Here is a 19,414-nt window from a genome sequence, read left to right as displayed (position 1 = left end):
TTTATTGCAATTGCCTAACTGACATGATAGTGTACTAGTTGAAATAGAACACGTCATACACACGTTGAAATGAGGTGGCAAGATGGCATTTGCGACAACCGGTGCGCCATATTATGAACAATTATTGATGCAGATTAAACAACAAATTGTCGACGGGAGTTTACAGCCGGGCGATAAGTTGCCGTCGATTCGGGCGATGGCAACAGAAATGCATTTAAATCCGAATACTGTCAGCAAAACTTATCAGTTATTAGAAAATCAACAGGCGGTCTATACCGTAAAAGGACGGGGAACTTTCGTGAATACACCAACCAAAACGATGATTAATCCGCTGGCGGTAGCGGAGATGAAGACAAAATTAGCCACAATTTTAACGGAAGCACAATTCTTGGGCATCACCGAGCAACAAATTCAGGCTTTAGTTGCGAGCGCCTATCAAACAGGGGGAACAGTCGATGAGCATCAAAGTTAAAGGCATCAGTAAAATCATCAATCGGCAACCAATTATTACCGAAGTGAGCTTTGAGTGGCCGGCAGCGCGAATTATTGGATTAGTCGGCCAAAATGGCGCCGGTAAGACGACGCTGTTTCGGACAATGGCTGATCATTATTTACCCGACGCGGGAAGCCTGCTGATTGATGAACAAGAGGTGGTGAAACATCCTAGCATGCGACAGCAATTGTTTTATATCGATACGCAACATAATTTTTTTGGTGCTTTGACGTTAAAGCAGATTGCTGCCATGTACGCGCGTGGCTATAGTCATTTTGATGGGAAACGGTTCCAACAATTACTCATGGCCGAACAGTTGTCGGCAACCAGTCATTATCAGCAATTATCCAAAGGGCAGCGCATGTTAAGCCAGATTTTGCTTGCTTTAGTTAGTGGTGCCCCATATGTTATTTTGGATGAACCTTTTGATGGGTTGGATATTTTAGTCCGTGAACGCATTGTTGCCCGGATTGTCAGTGAGGCCGTTGATCACCAAACGAGCTTCTTGATTTCGTCACATAACCTAGAAGAGCTAGATGGTCTGTGTGATCAAGCCCTATTTTTAAAAGATCATCGATTGGTGGAGACTATGATCTGGAGGCGCTCCGCCAGCAGGCTAAAAAGCTTCAACTAGTGTTTAAAACGAAAACCTTACCGGACGTTGTCAAGCAACATGGGGACTTGATCAAAGTTTATGGGCGTGTGTTGGAAGTTTATTTTGATAGGTATACACCGGCAATTGATATGGCACTAAAGGCCGCTGAACCAGTAATGATGACAGCTTGTCCACTAACCATTACGGATGTTTTCCGCGTCAAGTTAGGTGATGTACGCGCTGTTTTAGGTGGTGAGTAGATGACGTTCAAACAAGTTAATCGTCTTTGGTGGTCTCAAAGCTGGCATTGGTTACTCGGGTTTGTCGCGGTGATTCTATTGATTGGTATGGGAACCGCGGTGAAAACGACGCAGTTGCAGGCCCAACAGGTTCAGCAAACGCCGCAGCTTCGTATCAGCCAGGCCCAAGACTATCAAAAACATCCAGAGAACTATCGGCTAAATGGTAAACAAGTGACGTTGGCGGCTTATTGGGTTGCCCAAAATCAGTTTTTCCAAAAAGATCAATTTAAGGTCCATGATTATCAGCTGAGAACGGATGTCGCACCAAATGTTTGGTTTTACCTTGTGACGCTAATCGTGGGTCTGATTTTGGCATTTTGGGGACGCAGAACACATTATGCAGAATTATTGTTTAGTTTAGGTGTGACACGCACACAACTTTTTGTGACTCAGCTGGGACAAGGGTTAGCGGTGGTGGCATCAGTTCTGGTTGCACAAATGTTGCATTGGCTTTGGATTATACTGGTGATCCCAGAGCGCTATCAAATTTATCGTGATCTACCTGGCCTGATTGAAAATAGTCTGGTGGTCGTTATGATCAGCTTGGGCTTACTCATACTAGGCTGGTTCATGGGACAATTGACGGATCGATTTTGGTTAGCTGGGCTGTTGGCCGGCTTGAGTTGGCGATTTATTGCGGGTCTATGGTCCAATGCGGGTTACGCAGCGCTGTTCTTTGGTGAAGAAGCCGCGTCTCCAGAATCCTGGGTTGACGCACATGCGGTCGTCACCAGCGGAATCATTGCGGGGGTCACCTTGGTTGGCATTGGCCTGATTTGGCGGTTAAGTCTGACTTGGAGTGCCGAAAGAACGGGTGCCTATCGACCAACGGGATTACAACAATGGCTATTGGTCGGGGTCATGACTATCGCTGGCGGATCGTTGATTGGCGACTTCTTGCTACGGCCATTTATGATGAGTGTCTTGCCGTGGTATGAAATTATTGGCATGATCGTCTTGCTAGGAATCTTGCTGGTGGGAGTCAATTATCAACGATACCGATCAGTGGAGGTGCGTCATGGCGCGTAAAAGATTGCAACAGTTAATCTGGCAACAACATTGGCCAGTCTTATTAGTGATTTTTATGGGATTATTAGGCATCGGCGCTTATCAGGGGATGATTGGCAGTCAAGCTTGGCAGGATCAAAGTACCCCACAATTGATGGCTAGTCAGGTCCGGTATCAGCGCGCAACACAGCGCTATGTCGATACAGTCGGCCGGAGTTATTCGTCTAAAGCCGACTTTATTAAAGCGTATCGTGCTAATCAGCTTCAATTGTACCGACGTCAACCAACGAAGACGACCGGGACAGTGCGTGGCAAATTTGGGACTGGAATTAATCAATTTTGCTTTTTTATGAGTATTTTGGCAGGAACTGTGATGATTTGGGTCACACGCAAACGATTTTTTAATGAATTTTTGCAATCTTTGGGTTATCGACGTGCTGAGATTTATCGGCAACAGAGCTTGACCTATGTTGGAACAGTTGCTTTGGGAATTGCTGCAGGTAGTATCGCTAATTTGATCATCTTGTGGTCACGGATTCCGGCGGCCTATTTTGCCTATTTTAACGGCATGACTTGGCTAAAGGATTTGACCGGTGACATCTTGGTTGGGAGTTGCTTAATAATTCTCGCTGGCTTGGCAACGATGATCGTAAACAACGTCCTGATTGTTTTTATGTTAGGAACGGTTGCGTATCTAGGTTGGTGGGTCCCAATTGCAGCTTTACAAAATGCAACGACCCATGTTTGGGCGGATGACCTATCACGTCATTGGGAGCTAGGTTGTGCAATCACGATACTGCTCATGGGACTTGCATGGTGGGGGTCACAACGGCTCGCGGCGCGGTATTCTGAAGAAAAGCAAGCTCAGTTAGTAATTTTTAACGGTGGGCGGTTGCCATTAGTCTTGATTTTGAGCCTGCCTTTAAGCATTGGCTTGAATCGGTTGCTAACAGGCATATTCTCAGACAGTACGGACTGGCTTAGCCTTTTAATTGGATGGCTGGTGGGCCTAATTGGTTTGGTCGGTTGGATTTATCGACCAAAATGGTGTCAACGTTTGTGGCAGTTGATGGCATAATTGCGGTGAAATGATAGCGAATAGTATGAGGCGATTATCGAAATTTGATAGTCGTTTTTTTGGTTGTGCGGGTATCTTAATTAAGAAGCGCGCTATAAATCAGTTGTCGACAGTTCTAAATTGAAAAAGTGATTGATTTTTTGTATAGATAGCATACACTGGTTGCATATAGACCAAACGTTTGGTAATCAATTTATGTAAGCGGTTACTTACGAAGAGAAAATTTGAAGGAAAAAGGTGATACGGACATGAGTGATCATTTAACAGACATACAGGAAAAAAGAATCAGAGAACAATATAACGTCTTAAAATCAAATGCGACTAGTATTGTTGAACCAGCAGAGCTTTTAAAGAAAATAGAAATGTCGGTTGTCAAAAATAAGCCATTACATGTCAAGCTCGGACTAGACCCGTCTGCGCCGGACATCCATTTAGGACATTTAGTTGTCTTGAAGAAGTTAAAAGAGTTTCAAAAGTTTGGGCATATTATTCAATTGGTCATTGGAGATTTTACTGGAATGATTGGGGATCCAACTGGAAAATCAGAAGCCAGAAACCAATTATCTAAAGCCAACGTTGAAAAAAATGCTCAGACATACGTTGCGCAATTTGCAAGAGTATTGGATATGGATCAAGTGGAAATCCATTACAATTCAACTTGGCTGGCGTCATTGGATACGCGGCAACTGATTGATATATTGTCAACGACTACCGTTGCCCGGATGCTAGAAAGAAATGATTTTACCAAGCGATTTTCCAATCAGACGCCGATTTATTTGCACGAATTTCTTTACCCACTTTTTCAAGGCTATGATTCAGTTGCACTGCATACTGATGTTGAATTAGGTGGGAACGACCAGCGTTATAATTTATTAGTTGGTAGGCATTTACAAGAACATTTTAACCAGGAAAAACAAGTTATTTTAACCATGCCACTGTTAATTGGACTTGATGGTAAGTTAAAAATGTCAAAATCAAAAAATAATTATATTGGCATTAATGAAAGTCCGGAAAATATCTTTGGCAAAATTATGTCTATTTCGGATTCTCAAATGCTAGATTATTATAAATTGATTTCGTCTTTTGGCGTTCAGAAAATCGAAAATCTCGAATTACAACTGAAGAATGGTGAAGTGAATCCTAGAGATGTTAAGGCTGCTTTGGCAAAAGATATTATTACCCAATTATATGATTCTGAAAGGGCTCAATTTGCAGAGACCGAATTTAAAAAAGTTTTTTCGCAAAAAAGCATTCCGAGTCATATCACAGAATTTGACTGGTTATGGGATAAAACAACGTCTGTGCAAGAATTGTTTACCAAAACAGGACTGCTTTCATCTAAAAGTGCTGTGACGAGAATGCTTAACAATGGTGGCTTGAGAATTAATGCTAAAAAACTGAGTGAGTCTCAGGGTGTCATTGAAGTTCATGATGGTATGGTAGTACAAGTTGGAAAACGGAACTTCCTAAAAATAAGACTTAATAAATAAAGTTGTCATAAAGTGAAAGGAAAACGCATGAAACAAGTTGATGAATGGCAAGCTGAAAGTCAGTTAGCGATGCACGGATGGGATTTTAGCCATTTGGACGGTCGTTGGCGAAGTGAACAGTTGCCTTGGAATTATCGGGACCTGGTAAAAGCCAATCTTGAAGATGATTTAATGTGGTTAGATGTCGATACAGGTGGTGGCGAATTGATGGATAGCTTCAAGCATCCTGAAAACAAGACGGTTGTCACCGAGGGCTGGGCGCCAAATCTAAAATTGTTGCGCGAAAAGTATGCTAATTCTGATGTGACTGTGATTGCAGATTCAAACGAAGATCTGTCGAATGTGTCCAATAATAGCTTCGATATCATCACCAATAGTCATGGCGCATTAGCAATCCAAGAGACTCTGAATAAGTTAAGGCCCAGTGGTCTTTTTATTACCGAACAAGTTGGCGCTACCAACAACTTTGCATTGTCGCGATTTCTTGACCCAAATTACAACCCTGCCTATCCAGATAATACCTTGATTGATGCCTGCGCACGCTTGCAGTATGCTGGCATGCGTGTTGAACAGCAAGCGGTTGCCTTTAGCAAAATGAGTTTCTTTGATGTTGGCGCGATCGTGTATTATGCAACCGTAATTCCTTGGGAGTTTCCAAACTTTTCCGTTGAGGCTTGTCTGCCAAGACTGCATCAACTAGATCAGCTGATCAAGGAACAGGGAAGCATCGCAACCTTTGCGGATCGTTTTATGATTGTAGCCAGAAAACCAGCGTAGTTGTTACTACTGAATTTGCAGCTTTTCCTACTATGGAAATCATGACCTGCTGAAAAATCCGGAAATGTTTGAAAGCCAAGAATAAAGATTTAGGTTTTATCCATTGACATGGAACGCGTTTCATAAGTTAGAGTGACCTTGAAAGATAAATACAGGAGGCGCTCAATATGTGGTTACTTCATCGTTCACAAACCAAAGAATCGTTAGCTATTCCAGTTAATGGTCAATCAATCACACAACAAAATTTACCAGCACAAACACGTTTAGCAATTCGACCAACTACCGAAGCAGTCCATGCACCAATTGACGGTGAGGTTCGTGAGTTGACGACTCAAGGCATGTTATTGACCTCAATCAATGATCATCAATATTGGCTTGGATTGCGGGACAATCAAACTGACCGAGTGTCTCGCGGTCAGTTTGACTGGCAAGTACGCGTTGGTGATTCAGTTTCACCTTTGACGCTCTTGGGAACCTTGGATTCGGCTGCATTAGCTCATTCGATTGTCATTTGTGATGAATTAATACCCGCTTCTACTAATCACGAAATACCCAATTATGCAGGGCTCACTACCAGCTTCGACTAGCATTCCAACAATAAATTTAAATTTTATGATTACCTAACTCCAAGCCAATTCTGGCATAATTGTTCTGAATAAATATTTGTTCTCGACTAAAATTATGCTATACTATTTAGGTACCACATGGAGAGTTGGCAGAGTGGTAATGCACCGGACTCGAAATCCGGCGAACCGGCTAATACCGGCGCGCAGGTTCAAATCCTGTACTCTCCTTAAATCGATTGTTTATATCTTCTGAAATCCCCGAACTAGTCGCAACTGACTTGTCCGGGGATTTTGTGTTTAACAAGATAAGTGATAGTTCAACTTTGTAAAAAATTGTTGTTTTCATAAATGCAAGCATGTATAGTTAAGCCAACATATAAAAATAAGCTGTTTTTTGCAAGTTGAATTAGAAAGTAGATGACTACTTTGGAAAAATACAAAAATTTAAAATCTGTGTACTATGAGAATATTTCAAATAATAGTATGGACAAATACAAAGAGACAGTGAATAGCAGGAAAAATAATGAGTTGTCAATTTATACAGGTTTAATAATGTCACCTTTTAAACGTGAGTTTAGAACAAAAGAACAATTTGAAATTTTTTATTTACCAAGTGTTCAGATATATAGATTACAGGAAGATATTGATTCTCTATCTAAAACGATTGAGAAAATGATGTCGCAATTGCCGCAGGTAGCACAAACACAACTGTTTTTTAATAATCTGATAGACGAAGTTCAGAGTACAAATGATATTGAAGGCGTTAGAAGCTCCAGAGAAGAAATAAGTTTAACTATAGATAAGCTGATGAAGAATAATAAGAACGGCCGTTTTTCTGGATTAGTAAAGCTATATTTGAAATTTCAAGAGAATAAATATAACACGATTCATGAAGTGAAGGATTTTAGAGATATATGGAATGAACTAGTTAGCGATGAAATAGAAAAAGCTGACGATATGCCCGATGGAAAACTATTCAGAAAAGAAGGAGAGGTTATTAATTCTGGAGAGCGAATAATTCATAGAGGTGATGCTAGTGAAGATGAGATAATTAGTCATTTAAGTTCATTAGTTACAGAGATGAACGATGAAAACATTCCCTCTCTCCCAAAATGTTTTGTTGCACATTATTATTATGAGTATATACATCCATTCTATGATGGGAATGGACGAACAGGTAGATTTATTGCATGCTCATATCTTTCCAGAAAACTAGATATGATGTCAGCAATAAACTTTTCATCTGCTATTGTGCAAAATAAAGATCTTTATTATAAAGCTTTTACGGATATGTCTAATCCTTATAATCAAGGAGAAGCAACAAGTTTTATCATAAGCATGATGAGACTTTTGAAAAAAGGGCAATATTCAATTATTGAAAAGTTAGATGATGGTATTAAGAAAATGATGATAGCAAGTAAGCTTACAGACAATGATGAACTGTCAGATCTAGCACAGAATGTTCTTTATATATTTTGTCAAAAAGAAATATTTGGCAACTATGTCGGTGCAATCACAGATGTTGACATGGTTGGTATCACAGAGGTAAGCCGTTATTTGTTGAATAAAGCACTTGATGAATTAGAAGAAAAAGGATTTATTAAACTCATTAGCGGTAATCCTAAGGTTCATGGATTGACTGATGATATAAAAGGGAAACTTTTTGAAGACTGAACTCTTTAAATTCATATCGTGTATCTTTTCAGAGCGTCGTTAATTTAACGGCGTTTTTGTTATCTTTTAAAAGCTTTGGAACGTCCAATAATAATTTATTGGTGTACTCATGATCAGACTTCAAAACCTAGGTGATAGTAACAAGGAATTCCCGTTCTTGGCTATAAAAGCAAGTATGGGAATCCTTGTCATCTCAATATCAGACGAACTAGCGCAAGTCAGTTGAGAGCTTTTTTAATCTTTATTTTGGGGGACGATGAGACGGTTAAGGATTGTTTTTAAATGCAAATTTAGTTGTGACCTTCTCAAGCTAGACACTTGCTGAACGCCTCAGATTTAAGTACACTTGAGTGTGGAAGTACTAAGAGGTGACTTAGATGGATTTTGTTGATCTCAAACCAATTGATTTGCAACATACCCCACTTGGGACCCGGTCACAGAATCCGCGTCAACATGACTGGCAATTAGACTGGGACAAGTTGGCGCAATTAATCGCTGATAACCACGATGTGATCGCAATGGTGCAGGCAGGTTTAGCTGAAGATTGGCTGAATACGCATGGCACAATTTGGGATGACGAGTGGGGGTACTATCGGTATCCTAATGATTATCGTGAATTTGATGATACAGTTTTCTGGGGAGCATCGACATGGGCAACACCAGCAATTTTGGTGACCTTTCATAATGAATTAGCCAAGTCATTTGCATGCTACAAAGAGGGCATTGACCCTGATTTTCATTATTTAGGACGCGACCATTAAAAAGACAATTTGTATCACCCAAATTGGAGGAATTTGTTTGAAAGTCGGAATTGATAAGTTACATTTTGCTAGTTCACAGTTGTATGTTGATATGTCGGAATTAGCACTCGCACGGCAAGCGGAACCTGATAAATATTTAATTGGCATTGGGCAGTCACAGATGGCGGTCGTGCCACCTAGTCAGGATGCGGTGACCTTAGCAGCTAATGCGGCCGCACCCATGTTGACAGAGGCGGATATTGCCGCAATTGATCTGTTGATCGTGGCAACTGAATCTGGCGTAGATAATTCCAAGGCGGCCGCAATTTATGTCGCCAAGCTATTGGGATTAAATCGACGGGTCCGGACGATCGAATTGAAAGAGGCTTGTTATGCGGCGACTGCCGGGGTGAAATTAGCCCAATCGCATGTTCAAGTCCATCCAGATAAAAAGGCCCTAGTCATTGGGACGGATATTGCGCGCTACGGCTTGCACACGCCGGGTGAACCAACGCAAGGTGGCGGCGCAATGGCCATGCTTATCAGTGCCGAACCACAAGTGTTGGCGTTGACTGATGATTCCGTCGTTCTAAGTCAAGATGTGATGGACTTTTGGCGGCCGATTTATCAAACGACGGCCTTGGTAGATGGCAAATACTCTTCAAATATTTATATTGATTATTTTCAAGATGTGTTTAAGGGTTATTTGGCACAAACCAGTACGACTATTGCCAATTTTAAAGCATTAGTTTTTCATTTGCCCTATACAAAAATGGGTTTGAAGGCGTTGCGGAGCGTTCTACCGTTAGCAACTCCCACGCAGCAACAAGCTTTATTAGCGCACTTTGACTGTGCACGATCACTTAATCGCAAAGTCGGTAACTTATATACGGGTTCATTATATTTAAGCTTGTTGTCATTGCTACTCACCGATGCAAAGCTGCAACCTGGCGATTTAATTGGCTTATTCAGCTATGGCTCAGGCGCAGAGGGAGAATTCTACACGGGTCATTTGCAACCTGGCTATCAGCGTGGCTTGGACTTGGGATTACCACAACGACTAGCCAATCGCCGGCGTGTCAGTGTTCCTGAGTATGAAGCTTTATTTGAGGCCCAATTAAAGTTAGATCCCGCAGATCAAGCGATTGCGTTTCAGGATGATCCGCATCGGTTTGTCCTAACAGGCCAAATCAATGAGCAACGTCAATATTTAGATCAATGGGCGTAAACTAGGTCTTATGGCAAAAGACGTTTGCATATTAGCTGTAAATGTAAAAAAAAAGCGAGTCTGGATTTCATACCAGACTCGTTTGTGTTATTTAAAGTTGTTGGTCACGACTTCGCCATCTTTGACACTTAGCAAGGTCGTATCCGTTGTACCGGGTTCAAGAAGTCGAACCGTGTAGCCCTTGGTCAAATGCTTTTGTACTGATTTGGAAAGTGAACTGTAATTTTCGGTAATAGTAGCAATTGCTTTTTCATTTTTCGATGGATATTGTTTGACCGTCTTTAAAGATTTGACATACTTTTTAGACGTTGGTGTAATGGTAAAAGTTTTTGTTTGACGGTCCAAACTGACTGTACCTAAAGACTCGTAGTTTGTCTTGAGTTGCTTTAAAATACTGTCTTCCTTTAACTTGGTCGTTGCAGCCGCTTTTGTTTGGTCGGCTTCATTGAAGACCACTTGTGATGAGCCAATCTTAGCAGTTTTGCTCTTACTGCTGCTACTGCTCGTGGCGGTAGCAGTTTTGGCCGTATGAGTTTGATTATAGGGCCAGTAAGGTAGCTTGATAATGGCAAAGACAGTGACCAGCGCACTTAATGTGGCAACCGCCGCGAGAAACTTCCAACCGCCGCCATCTTGACGTGCAGATAAGACTGAGAAAAAGGCGAGTAAAAAAACAAGTAAGCCAATAATGGCTACGAATAACATGTGACCAACTCCTGATATTTAAATTAGTGTAATCATTATACCATTGAACTATTAGCTGACGAGTCTAAATTTTGAAAAATTCAGAGGAGACTTTCAATTGCCATCATTATTTTTACCTAGCCATCCAGAAAATCAAGCCGCCATGGCAGCCTATATGCGTGATAAATTCGACTTTCTAGGCGTCAAAGCCACGGAACGACGAATTTTGACGAGACCTGTAATTCAAGCTAGTAAAAAACTGGACTTGGTTGAATTGCAAAGCTGGCTGACTTTTTACTATGGTCAACCGGTACGTGAATACCAGTATGTTGCGATTGATCTCGCGCAGGCTAACGTCAAACGATTGTCCCCAGAACTTGCAGCTTGGTGCCGCGACCAGATCTCTGTGAAAGCGTGGTGGGATAGCGTTGATGCCTGGCGTAAAGTCATGACGTTGTATTTGGTCCATCAAGATACCTTGACGACCCAAGGAACTGAATTTATTATGACTGACAAAATGTGGCTGCAACGTGTCGGGATTACCTTACAGTTAAGTCTAAAAGACCAAACAAATCAAACATTTCTCGCTACAGCAATTGAGGCTCAGCAAGACAATCCAGAATTTTTTATTCAAAAGGCGATTGGCTGGGCGTTACGGGACTATAGCAAAACGGCGCCTGGCTGGGTTGCTAACTTTATTAATCAGCATGATCTGTCAAAACTGGCTGTTCGTGAGGGCAGTAAATACTTGTAAATTAAAAGCAACCGTCATGTGGCAGACGATTGCTTTTTAATTAATAGAGCATGTCACGATAGAGGCCAACAACTTTGCCTAAAACAGAGACATTGTTTAAAATAATTGGCGCCATGGTGTCGTTTTCTGGTTGAAGTCGATAATGGTCAGCTTCCTTGAAGAAACGTTTGCAGGTTGCTTCATTTTCATCAGTCATGGCGATAATGATATCACCATTGTCCGCTGCACTTTGTCGGCGAACAATGACTTGATCACCATTCAAGATACCGATGTTGATCATACTTTCACCACGAATGGTCAGCATGAACAAGTCACCACCAAAGGTCTCCAAATCCTTAGGAATCGGGAAGTAATCCGTGGCTTCTTGAACCGCCAAAATGGGTTGACCAGCGGCAACTGTTCCTAAAATCGGAATCTGATGAGGCGTGGTTTCTACGCCTAAAATCTCATAGCCAGCGGGCGTTACTTCGATTGCGCGGGGCTTGGTAGGGTCTTTTTGGATGAGCCCTTTTTTCTCTAAACGTGAAATGTGACCGTGAACGGTAGAAGTTGAAGATAAGTCAACAGCTTCGCCAATCTCACGGACGGTCGGCGGATAACCTTTTTCATTGACACGTTCATAAATGAAACGAAGAACGGCCATTTGTTTGCTTTCAGATGTTTTACTCATCTCGGCACCTCATTTTATTTTTTCTTTTAGTTGTTAAAAACATTGTAGCATAGGTCTTTCACGCTTTCAAACAAATGTTCGGTTGACAAATACTTTTAATTGATTTAAGGTCAAAAATCGAGTATTCTATTCATGCTTTTGAAAGGAGTGAGTGTATTGATTTCAAAAGAATTAATCGGCCGAATCAATGAATTGGCACGTAAAGCCAAGGCAGAAGGGCTGACCGAGTTGGAAGAACTCGAACGCAAAGAATTACGCCAAAAGTATTTAAAACAATTTCGGGCCGGTTTTCGGCAACAAGTAGAAATGTTACAAGTGTACGATAAAAGTGGCCAAGAAGTTACGCCAGAAAAAGTCCGTCAAGTGCAACGGGACCGCGGCTTACGTGATGATTAGCGCTTACAAGGAAAATTTGTCAATCACAAATTTTCCTTTTCTTTTACAAGTAATTTGTGTAGACTAGTTTATTGAAGACTGTAATAAGGGAGGGGAATGACTGTGTCTACTGGTATTTGGATCTTAATCGTGCTGATCGGCGTGTTAGTCGGTCTTACCGGTGGTTTCTTTGGTGCTCGTCACTACATGCAAAACTACTTGAAGCAAAATCCACCAATTAGTGAAGAAATGTTGCGCAGCATGATGATGCAAATGGGTCAACGCCCATCCGAAAAGAAATTGCATCAAATGTTAAACTCCATGAAAGCTGCTTCTAAAAACGACAGTAAGTAATGCTAATAAAAAACACGCCTTAGTTGGCGTGTTTTTTTTCGGCTGGGTCGACGTAGTGAAAATTAGGATCGATTTGACGATCTAAATCATCAAACGCCGCCAACATTTTCGTTTCAATCTGTTTTTGACCAGCATCATCAAGTTTCAACTTTCGATCAACAGCAATCGGGTCACCGAAACGGACGGTAATTCGTTGCCGACTAAAAAGACGTTTGAAAGTTAATGGTCCTTGATAGACGGTTGGCACTAAAGGCACACCAGCCATTTTGGCAATGACGGTCGCGCCACCCTTCAGTTCTTGCGAATGTCGTGTTCCGGAGGGAAACATGATCAAGGACAACTTGCCACGTCGCAAAAATTTAACTGGCGTTTTGATGGCAGAAGGCCCCGGATGTTTTCGATCAACAGGAAAAGCGTTGGCATGCAACAAAATAAAGCGTAAAACTGGATTTTTGAACAGTTCTTCTTTGGCCATAAAGCTGAATTGCATCGGGCTACCCGCTAAGGCATAGAGCAAGGGGTCAAACCACGTGCGATGTGGGCCAACGAGAATGTAAGCACCTTGAGGTAATTTTTCGCGTCCTTGATAGTGTGGGCGACCGTTAATGATCGTGATGATGACCCGTACTAGTCCGCGCATGAAAGAGTAGAACATCGCAAACTTCCTTTCGATAATTGACTGCCATCAGTATGACGAAAAATTAGGCATTCTGCAAGTATATTATGATATGCTGATAATGAGTTTTAATGAAAGCAGGGAATTCATGACTACGGTAGCGTTGAAGGCCGATGAACGAATCGACCAGTTATATAGTAAAACAATTCAAATCATTCAAAGCCCGACCGTCTTTTCTTTCTCATTAGATGCGGTTTTATTAGGGGCATTCGCGCAAGTCCCAAAAGCCGCCAAGACACGAACTGTCGATCTTTGTGCAGGCAATGGGGCGGTCGGCCTGTTTGTGAGTTCAACCACACGTGGGCATATCACGGAAGTTGAACTGCAACCGCGGTTAGCGGATATGGCGCAGCGAAGCATCCAATTAAATGATTTGGACGATCAACTTTCAGTACTAAATGTTGATCTACTGACTGTCACAGAAACTATTCCGAAAGATTCAGTTGATGTGGTGTTATGCAATCCGCCTTATTTTAAGGACCAACCGGCCAGCCAAAAAAATCCTAATCCCCATTTAGCCATTGCCCGGCACGAAATCACCGCTAACTTAGCTCAGATTATGGCAGTGACGAGCGATTTACTGAAAATGAATGGTAAGGCCTATTTTGTCCATCGCCCGGAGCGGCTAGATGACTTATTTAGGACTATGGCGCAACATCGTTTAGCCCCCAAACGACTCCGCTTTGTGCATCCCAAGGCTGATCGTGAAGCCAACATGGTTTTAATTGAAATGATCAAGGATGGTAAACCAAATGGGGTGCGGGTGTTACCGCCAGTGATCGTCTATCAAGCGGATGGCAGTTATGGAGAAGAGGTGCACCAACTACTTTATGGCAACTAAACCGTATTATTTTTATGTGTTGCTATGCGCAGATAACACCTTATATGGTGGCTTTACGGATGACCTTGAACGGCGCTTAGCCACACATAACGCCGGCAAGGGGGCCAAATACACACGGCCTCGCAAACGCCGACCACTGAAAATGATCTATCACGAGACTTTTGATAATAAATCTGCGGCGTTGAAAGCCGAATATGCGTTTAAGCATCAACCACGAACAGCGAAGTTACAGTATTTGGCTGCGCACGATGTAAAAATTTTGCAACCTTTTCATAAATAGTCATTCTTTTTCTGACATTTACTGTTATAATATTTAATGTATCAATATATAGGAGGAATTTTTGTAATGAAAATTATTGCTTATGCTGTACGTGATGACGAACGTCCATTCTTCAAGACATGGATGGAAAAGCATCCCGATGTTGAAGTTAAGTTAGTTTCAGAACTACTTGACGAAAAAACTGCCGAATTGGCTAAAGGTTTTGACGGTGCCGATGTATACCAACAAAAGGATTACACCGCTGCTGTTTTGAACAAGTTGGCTGACGAAGGTGTTAAGAACATCTCACTTCGTAACGTTGGTGTCGACAATGTTGACGTCCCAACTGTTAAAGAACGTGGGTTGAAGATTTCTAACGTACCTGCATACTCACCAAATGCGATTGCTGAATTATCAGTAACCCAATTGATGCAATTGTTACGTCAAACCCCATTGTTCAACAAGAAGTTGGCTAAACAAGACTTCCGTTGGGCACCAAACATCAGTAAAGAATTAAACACTATGACCGTTGGTGTCGTTGGTACTGGTCGTATTGGCCGTGCTGCTATCGATATCTTCAAAGGTTTTGGTGCAAAGGTTATCGGTTACGATGTTTATCGTAATGCTGAACTTGAAAAGACTGGCATGTACGTTGATACTTTGGACGAATTATTCGCTCAATCAGACGTTATCACCTTACATGTTCCTGCATTGAAGGATAACTATCACATGTTAAATGCTGATGCCTTCAGCAAGATGAAAGATGGCGCCTACATCTTGAACTTTGCCCGTGGGACACTCGTTGATTCAGAAGACTTGATCAAGGCTTTAGACAGTGGCAAAGTTGCCGGTGCCGCCCTTGACACTTATGAATACGAAACTAAGATCTTTAACAAGGATCTTGAAGGTCAAACGATTGATGATAAGGTCTTCATGAACTTATTCAACCGCGACAACGTTTTGATTACACCACATACTGCGTTCTATACTGAACCAGCTGTTCATAACATGGTGCATATCTCAATGGACAACAACAAACAATTCATCGAAACTGGTAAAGCTGATACGCAAGTTAAGTTTGACTAATTTCTCCTGAATAAAGGAAGCACTCATCTTCGGATGGGTGTTTTTTTGTCTCAAAAAAATGATTCAACGAGACGATTGACGTCTGCCGAAACCTCCTAACAAATGGCGGCTGGTTGGTAACAAGGGATTGTTTGATTTTTGAAAATCATTTTTAAAATATTAATGATGTAAAATAGTTATATTTTATTTGTGAAACCGGCTACTTTCGGGTACGCTTAGGATAGTTGATTTAGAGGGAGGAATTGGAGAATGAAAGTGTTGATGCCTTATTTTAAACGGTATCACGTGGATGTCACCATTGCGATGTTGTCCGTGATAGTGTTAGTGTTTGCCACCTTATGGCAGCCACGATTGTTACAGGTGGTGATGACGGCCATTATCAAGGATGATCAACAAACGGTTTTTCGTGAAGGCATTTTGTTGCTTGGATTAGCGGTGTTGGGCATTATCGGTGGGGTCGTTAATACGATCTACTCGGCACGCGTGGCTTTAGGGGTCGCAACGGATTTACGATCAGATTTATATGCAAAAATTCAATTCTTTGCCTATGCCGACGTTGAAAAGTTTTCGGCGTCTAACTTGGTCGTGCGAATGACTAATGATGTCAACCAAGTCCAACAGATCGTCATGGCAGGTTTTCAACAGATCACGCGGATTCCATTACTGTTTCTGGGTGCTTTCATTCTGGCGATTGTGACCATGCCAGAGCAGTGGTGGGTCATTATCGTGATGATGGCAATCATTTTGCTTGCGACCTGGATTGCGGTACAACACATGACTAAGTATTTTGCTGAAACGCAGCAAGATATTGAGAACGTTAATACCGTAACGCGGGAAAATTTGATGGGGATTCGCGTTGTTAAATCGTTTGTTCAAGAACCAAACGAAATCAAAAAGTTCTCGCACGCGTCAGATCAGTTGACAGCCGTGACGGCTAAAATTGGGTACTGGTTTTCAATCCTGATGCCAATCTTCTTTTTGACGGCGAACTTAGCGGTGGGGATGGCCGTCTATTTGGTTGGTCAAAACATTACGACACATCCAAGCTATCTCGCAGCAATCACCAGCTTCATTTCTTATTTAATGCAGATTTTGTATGCCGTGATCAATGGTGGCTTTTTAATGACCTTTGCGTCGCGGGCCGTTATCTCAATTGGCCGAATCAGTGAAGTCCTAGAGACGCAACCTAGCATGACTTATGTTGCAAGCGAAACGGAGTCACCCTTGGCCGGTGATATCAGCTTTGACCACGTGACTTTCACGTATCCGGGGGATGATCAGCCAACCTTAAAGGACGTCAGCTTTAACGTTGCGGCTGGTGCAATGCTTGGTATTGTGGGTGCGACGGGCTCTGGCAAAACAACGCTGGCACAACTGATTGCCCGCCTGTATGATCCCGATAGTGGTCAAGTGAAAATCGGCGGGGTCGATGTTCGTCAGATTCCAGAAAAGGCACTTCGGGCAACCGTTGCCTACGTTTTACAACGTTCGACACTCTTTTCAGGCACGATTTCTGGTAATTTGAAGCAAGTTCGACCAGACGCACAAGCGAGCCATATGCGTTGGGCAGCCAACGTGGCTCAAGCTTCGGAATTTATTGAACGGTTGCCACAAACTTATGATGCACCTGTTGAAGAGCGGTCGCAAAACTTTTCAGGTGGTCAAAAGCAACGCCTCGCAATTACACGTGGGGTGATTGCTGATCCTGAGATCCTGATTTTAGACGATGCGACTTCGGCATTAGATGCGCGCTCGGAAAAATTAGTTCAAGAGGCCATGGACCGTGATTTGACTTCGACGACGACTGTGGTAATTGCCGAAAAGATTGCGTCGATCATCCGTGCAGACCAAATCTTAGTCTTGGATGGTGGCCGAATTAGCGGGAGCGGCACTCATCAGCAGTTACTACAAACTAATGACATTTATCAAGCGATTTATCAAACACAAAAAGCACGTGAGGAGGGGGTAAAATGACGGATCTACGGAATGCTGGTAAGTATTATTGGCATTATTTGAAAAAATATTGGCGAGGGTTCATTTTAAGCACCCTCTTGATTGCCTTTTCGACGTGGTGTATCGTGATTGCGCCAACTTATTTGGGCCGTGCGGTTGAGGAGCTAACGACTTACTTAGGGCAATGGACCAATACTGCGACGCGGGCACAGGCGAGCTTAGGAAAATTTAATCATACATTGATTATTTATATTTTACTGTATATCGGTGATGCAGCGACAATCTTCATTGCGAGTCTAATTCTTGCACGGGTGACCGCTTATTCTACCGGGACAATGCGGGTCGGTCTGTTCCGAAAGATGCAACGGATGCAAGTCAAGTATTTTGATACGCATAGTGATGGGGACATACTGGCACGTTTTACGTCCGATTTGGATAATATTTTTAATGCCATGAATCAGGCGTTGCTCGAAGTGTTATTGGCTGTGGCTCAGTTCGTTGGCTTGCTGATTGTGATGTTCAATCAAAATGCCACGATGGCATGGGTTACCATGGCGTCTACGCCAATTGCCCTCATTATTGCAGCATTGGTGATGCGCAAAGCAGGGACAGCCGTTAATCAGCAACAAGATGATATCGGGCGGCTGAATGGCTATATCAACGAACAGATTACGGGTCAGAAAGTCTTGATTACCAATGGGTTACAACACGATTCGTTACGTGGTTTTACTAACTATAACAATCAGGTCCGGCAGTCGGCTTTAACCGGTCAGATTTGGTCTGGGATCTTGAATCCCCTCATGCAAGGCATGTCATTGCTCAACACGGCGATCGTGATCTTCTTTGGTTCGTGGTTGGCGTTGAACGGTAGCTTGTCTAAAGGGGCCGCGCTGGCGTTAGTGGTCGTGTTTGTGAATTATGCGCAACAATACTATCAACCAATCATGTCGCTCACAAGTCTTTACAGTATGATTCAGTTGGCGATTACCGGGGCCAGACGGATTGACGAAGTACGTGATCAACCCGATGAAGTTAGCCCAGTGAACGGGGCTCGACCAGATGGGATTCACAATGAGCTTTTGATCGATAAGGTTCATTTTAGCTATGTGCCGGGTAAAGAAATTTTGCATGGCGTTACGATCCAAGTTCATCGCGGTGAAATGGTGGCATTAGTTGGTCCCACGGGCTCTGGTAAGACGACCGTGATGAATTTGCTGAATCGCTTTTACGATGTCGACAGCGGCCAAATCATGTTTGATGGCACGGATATTCGAAAATTTGAACTCAATGCGCTACGGCAAAATGTGGGGATTGTGTTGCAAGAGCCACAGCTGTTTACCGGCACGATTGCCGATAATATTCGTTACGGTGAGCCTAATGCCAGCATGGAACGCGTGGTGGCTGCTGCCAAACAAGCGAATATCCACGATTTCATCGAAAGTTTGCCGGATCAATATGAGACTCGCGTTTCTGATGAACAGAGTGTCTTTTCGGCGGGACAAAAACAGCTGATGTCGATTGCACGTACGATCTTAACCAATCCGCGTTTGCTAATTTTGGATGAAGCGACTTCCAATGTGGATACGGTGACGGAAGCGAAGATTCAAGCTGCGATGGATAATGTGATTCAAGGCCGTACTAGTTTTGTGATCGCGCATCGGTTGAAGACAATTTTGAATGCCGATAAGATCGTGGTCTTGAAAGACGGTGCGATCATTGAACAAGGTAATCATGAGGCGTTGTTAAAAGAGCATGGTTTTTATGCGGAACTTTATCGAAACCAAATGGTCTTTGACTAAGCTTCAACAGTC

Annotated in this window: 22 protein-coding genes and 1 tRNA gene; 20 read left to right on the top strand and 3 right to left on the bottom strand. The window is 42.5% G+C overall.

Translation table 11 applies throughout. The features are described 5' to 3' along the window. Positions 1–82 precede the first annotated feature (82 nt). The 12 genes from RA086_RS07875 to RA086_RS07820 all read left to right on the top strand — a co-directional run bounded on the left by RA086_RS07875 (position 83) and on the right by RA086_RS07820 (position 9,951). On the top strand, positions 83–472 hold the full coding sequence (locus RA086_RS07875) for a GntR family transcriptional regulator (protein ID WP_308703287.1): 390 nt from the start codon (positions 83–85) through the stop codon (positions 470–472). Further along, positions 456–1,127 carry an ABC transporter ATP-binding protein gene (locus RA086_RS07870; protein WP_308703286.1) on the top strand — a complete coding sequence of 224 codons (672 nt, stop codon included), beginning with the start codon at positions 456–458 and terminating at the stop codon, positions 1,125–1,127. Before RA086_RS07875 ends, RA086_RS07870 begins: the two co-directional genes overlap by 17 nt. Next, the gene (locus tag RA086_RS07865; RefSeq protein WP_308703285.1) at positions 1,127–1,348 is read left to right on the top strand and encodes a hypothetical protein; all 222 of its coding nucleotides are present in this window, start codon (positions 1,127–1,129) and stop codon (positions 1,346–1,348) included. The genes RA086_RS07870 and RA086_RS07865 overlap by 1 nt, the downstream gene beginning before the upstream one ends. Then, on the top strand, positions 1,349–2,419 hold the full coding sequence (locus RA086_RS07860) for a hypothetical protein (RefSeq protein WP_308703284.1): 1,071 nt from the start codon (positions 1,349–1,351) through the stop codon (positions 2,417–2,419). Continuing rightward, positions 2,409–3,476: a hypothetical protein gene (locus tag RA086_RS07855; protein WP_308703283.1), complete on the top strand. Its 1,068-nt coding sequence runs from the start codon at positions 2,409–2,411 to the stop codon at positions 3,474–3,476. The genes RA086_RS07860 and RA086_RS07855 overlap by 11 nt, the downstream gene beginning before the upstream one ends. Positions 3,477–3,724: 248 nt before the next feature. Further along, complete coding sequence (tyrS, locus tag RA086_RS07850) at positions 3,725–4,966, top strand: tyrosine--tRNA ligase (RefSeq protein ID WP_308703282.1); 1,242 nt, start codon at positions 3,725–3,727, stop codon at positions 4,964–4,966. A gap of 27 nt (positions 4,967–4,993) precedes the next feature. Continuing rightward, entirely contained in the window at positions 4,994–5,743 is a 750-nt protein-coding gene (locus tag RA086_RS07845; protein WP_308703281.1) for a class I SAM-dependent methyltransferase, read from the top strand. Between the two features lie 167 nt (positions 5,744–5,910). Then, entirely contained in the window at positions 5,911–6,330 is a 420-nt protein-coding gene (locus tag RA086_RS07840) for a hypothetical protein (protein WP_308703280.1), read from the top strand. Between the two features lie 119 nt (positions 6,331–6,449). After that, positions 6,450–6,537, top strand: a tRNA-Ser gene (locus RA086_RS07835). A gap of 198 nt (positions 6,538–6,735) precedes the next feature. Next, positions 6,736–7,983, top strand: coding sequence for a Fic family protein (locus tag RA086_RS07830; protein ID WP_308703279.1), 1,248 nt, complete (start codon positions 6,736–6,738; stop codon positions 7,981–7,983). A 377-nt stretch (positions 7,984–8,360) separates the two neighbouring features. Further along, positions 8,361–8,744 carry a hypothetical protein gene (locus RA086_RS07825; protein WP_308703278.1) on the top strand — a complete coding sequence of 128 codons (384 nt, stop codon included), beginning with the start codon at positions 8,361–8,363 and terminating at the stop codon, positions 8,742–8,744. Between the two features lie 37 nt (positions 8,745–8,781). Further along, a complete protein-coding gene (locus RA086_RS07820) occupies positions 8,782–9,951 on the top strand; it encodes a hydroxymethylglutaryl-CoA synthase (protein WP_308703277.1) in 1,170 nt (389 codons plus the stop codon). An 87-nt stretch (positions 9,952–10,038) separates the two neighbouring features. On the opposite strand, the gene RA086_RS07815 is transcribed toward RA086_RS07820, so the two are convergent. Beyond that, positions 10,039–10,656 carry a hypothetical protein gene (locus RA086_RS07815; RefSeq protein WP_308703276.1) on the bottom strand — a complete coding sequence of 206 codons (618 nt, stop codon included), beginning with the start codon at positions 10,654–10,656 and terminating at the stop codon, positions 10,039–10,041. A gap of 97 nt (positions 10,657–10,753) precedes the next feature. Here RA086_RS07815 and RA086_RS07810 point away from each other — a divergent pair, with 97 nt between their 5' ends. Next, on the top strand, positions 10,754–11,389 hold the full coding sequence (locus RA086_RS07810; protein WP_308703275.1) for a DNA alkylation repair protein: 636 nt from the start codon (positions 10,754–10,756) through the stop codon (positions 11,387–11,389). A gap of 40 nt (positions 11,390–11,429) precedes the next feature. Here RA086_RS07810 and lexA read toward each other — a convergent pair whose 3' ends face one another. Then, positions 11,430–12,059, bottom strand: a complete 630-nt coding sequence (gene lexA / locus RA086_RS07805) for a transcriptional repressor LexA (RefSeq protein WP_308703274.1) — start codon at positions 12,057–12,059, stop codon at positions 11,430–11,432. Positions 12,060–12,191: 132 nt separating this feature from the next. Here lexA and RA086_RS07800 point away from each other — a divergent pair, with 132 nt between their 5' ends. After that, positions 12,192–12,455 (top strand): DUF896 domain-containing protein, encoded by a 264-nt coding sequence (locus tag RA086_RS07800; RefSeq protein WP_308703273.1) that lies wholly within the window; start codon positions 12,192–12,194, stop codon positions 12,453–12,455. Between the two features lie 96 nt (positions 12,456–12,551). Further along, positions 12,552–12,788 (top strand): YneF family protein, encoded by a 237-nt coding sequence (locus tag RA086_RS07795; RefSeq protein WP_137616293.1) that lies wholly within the window; start codon positions 12,552–12,554, stop codon positions 12,786–12,788. 19 nt (positions 12,789–12,807) lie between these two features. On the opposite strand, the gene RA086_RS07790 is transcribed toward RA086_RS07795, so the two are convergent. Continuing rightward, entirely contained in the window at positions 12,808–13,443 is a 636-nt protein-coding gene (locus RA086_RS07790; protein WP_308703272.1) for a lysophospholipid acyltransferase family protein, read from the bottom strand. Between the two features lie 109 nt (positions 13,444–13,552). On the opposite strand from RA086_RS07790, the gene RA086_RS07785 reads away from it, so the two are divergent. From RA086_RS07785 to RA086_RS07765, 5 genes are all read left to right on the top strand, one after another. Then, complete coding sequence (locus RA086_RS07785; protein ID WP_308703271.1) at positions 13,553–14,305, top strand: tRNA1(Val) (adenine(37)-N6)-methyltransferase; 753 nt, start codon at positions 13,553–13,555, stop codon at positions 14,303–14,305. After that, positions 14,295–14,585, top strand: coding sequence for a GIY-YIG nuclease family protein (locus tag RA086_RS07780; protein ID WP_308703270.1), 291 nt, complete (start codon positions 14,295–14,297; stop codon positions 14,583–14,585). The genes RA086_RS07785 and RA086_RS07780 overlap by 11 nt, the downstream gene beginning before the upstream one ends. 66 nt (positions 14,586–14,651) lie before the next feature. After that, entirely contained in the window at positions 14,652–15,650 is a 999-nt protein-coding gene (locus RA086_RS07775; RefSeq protein ID WP_308703269.1) for a D-2-hydroxyacid dehydrogenase, read from the top strand. Between the two features lie 249 nt (positions 15,651–15,899). Further along, on the top strand, positions 15,900–17,624 hold the full coding sequence (locus RA086_RS07770; RefSeq protein WP_308703268.1) for an ABC transporter ATP-binding protein: 1,725 nt from the start codon (positions 15,900–15,902) through the stop codon (positions 17,622–17,624). Further along, positions 17,621–19,402 carry an ABC transporter ATP-binding protein gene (locus RA086_RS07765; protein ID WP_308703267.1) on the top strand — a complete coding sequence of 594 codons (1,782 nt, stop codon included), beginning with the start codon at positions 17,621–17,623 and terminating at the stop codon, positions 19,400–19,402. Before RA086_RS07770 ends, RA086_RS07765 begins: the two co-directional genes overlap by 4 nt. The last annotated feature ends 12 nt before the right edge of the window (positions 19,403–19,414 follow it).

This window comes from Lactiplantibacillus brownii, from assembly GCF_031085375.1.
GTDB classification, from domain to species: Bacteria; Bacillota; Bacilli; order Lactobacillales; family Lactobacillaceae; genus Lactiplantibacillus; species Lactiplantibacillus brownii.
The sequence above is the reverse complement of the archived record's forward strand: the minus strand, read 5'-3'. Positions and strand labels throughout refer to the sequence as shown.

Coding starts and splice junctions, on each gene's coding strand:
- RA086_RS07800 (WP_308703273.1), top strand. CDS start 12,192: ATGCTTTTGAAAGGAGTGAGTGTATTGATTTCAAAAGAATTAATCGGC.
- RA086_RS07825 (WP_308703278.1), top strand. CDS start 8,361: ATGGATTTTGTTGATCTCAAACCAATTGATTTGCAACATACCCCACTT.
- RA086_RS07870 (WP_308703286.1), top strand. CDS start 456: ATGAGCATCAAAGTTAAAGGCATCAGTAAAATCATCAATCGGCAACCA.
- RA086_RS07855 (WP_308703283.1), top strand. CDS start 2,409: ATGGCGCGTAAAAGATTGCAACAGTTAATCTGGCAACAACATTGGCCA.
- lexA (WP_308703274.1), bottom strand. CDS start 12,059: ATGAGTAAAACATCTGAAAGCAAACAAATGGCCGTTCTTCGTTTCATT.
- RA086_RS07845 (WP_308703281.1), top strand. CDS start 4,994: ATGAAACAAGTTGATGAATGGCAAGCTGAAAGTCAGTTAGCGATGCAC.
- RA086_RS07860 (WP_308703284.1), top strand. CDS start 1,349: ATGACGTTCAAACAAGTTAATCGTCTTTGGTGGTCTCAAAGCTGGCAT.
- RA086_RS07790 (WP_308703272.1), bottom strand. CDS start 13,443: ATGTTCTACTCTTTCATGCGCGGACTAGTACGGGTCATCATCACGATC.
- RA086_RS07840 (WP_308703280.1), top strand. CDS start 5,911: ATGTGGTTACTTCATCGTTCACAAACCAAAGAATCGTTAGCTATTCCA.
- RA086_RS07765 (WP_308703267.1), top strand. CDS start 17,621: ATGACGGATCTACGGAATGCTGGTAAGTATTATTGGCATTATTTGAAA.
- RA086_RS07795 (WP_137616293.1), top strand. CDS start 12,552: ATGACTGTGTCTACTGGTATTTGGATCTTAATCGTGCTGATCGGCGTG.
- RA086_RS07775 (WP_308703269.1), top strand. CDS start 14,652: ATGAAAATTATTGCTTATGCTGTACGTGATGACGAACGTCCATTCTTC.
- RA086_RS07770 (WP_308703268.1), top strand. CDS start 15,900: ATGAAAGTGTTGATGCCTTATTTTAAACGGTATCACGTGGATGTCACC.
- RA086_RS07875 (WP_308703287.1), top strand. CDS start 83: ATGGCATTTGCGACAACCGGTGCGCCATATTATGAACAATTATTGATG.
- RA086_RS07815 (WP_308703276.1), bottom strand. CDS start 10,656: ATGTTATTCGTAGCCATTATTGGCTTACTTGTTTTTTTACTCGCCTTT.
- tyrS (WP_308703282.1), top strand. CDS start 3,725: ATGAGTGATCATTTAACAGACATACAGGAAAAAAGAATCAGAGAACAA.
- RA086_RS07785 (WP_308703271.1), top strand. CDS start 13,553: ATGACTACGGTAGCGTTGAAGGCCGATGAACGAATCGACCAGTTATAT.
- RA086_RS07780 (WP_308703270.1), top strand. CDS start 14,295: ATGGCAACTAAACCGTATTATTTTTATGTGTTGCTATGCGCAGATAAC.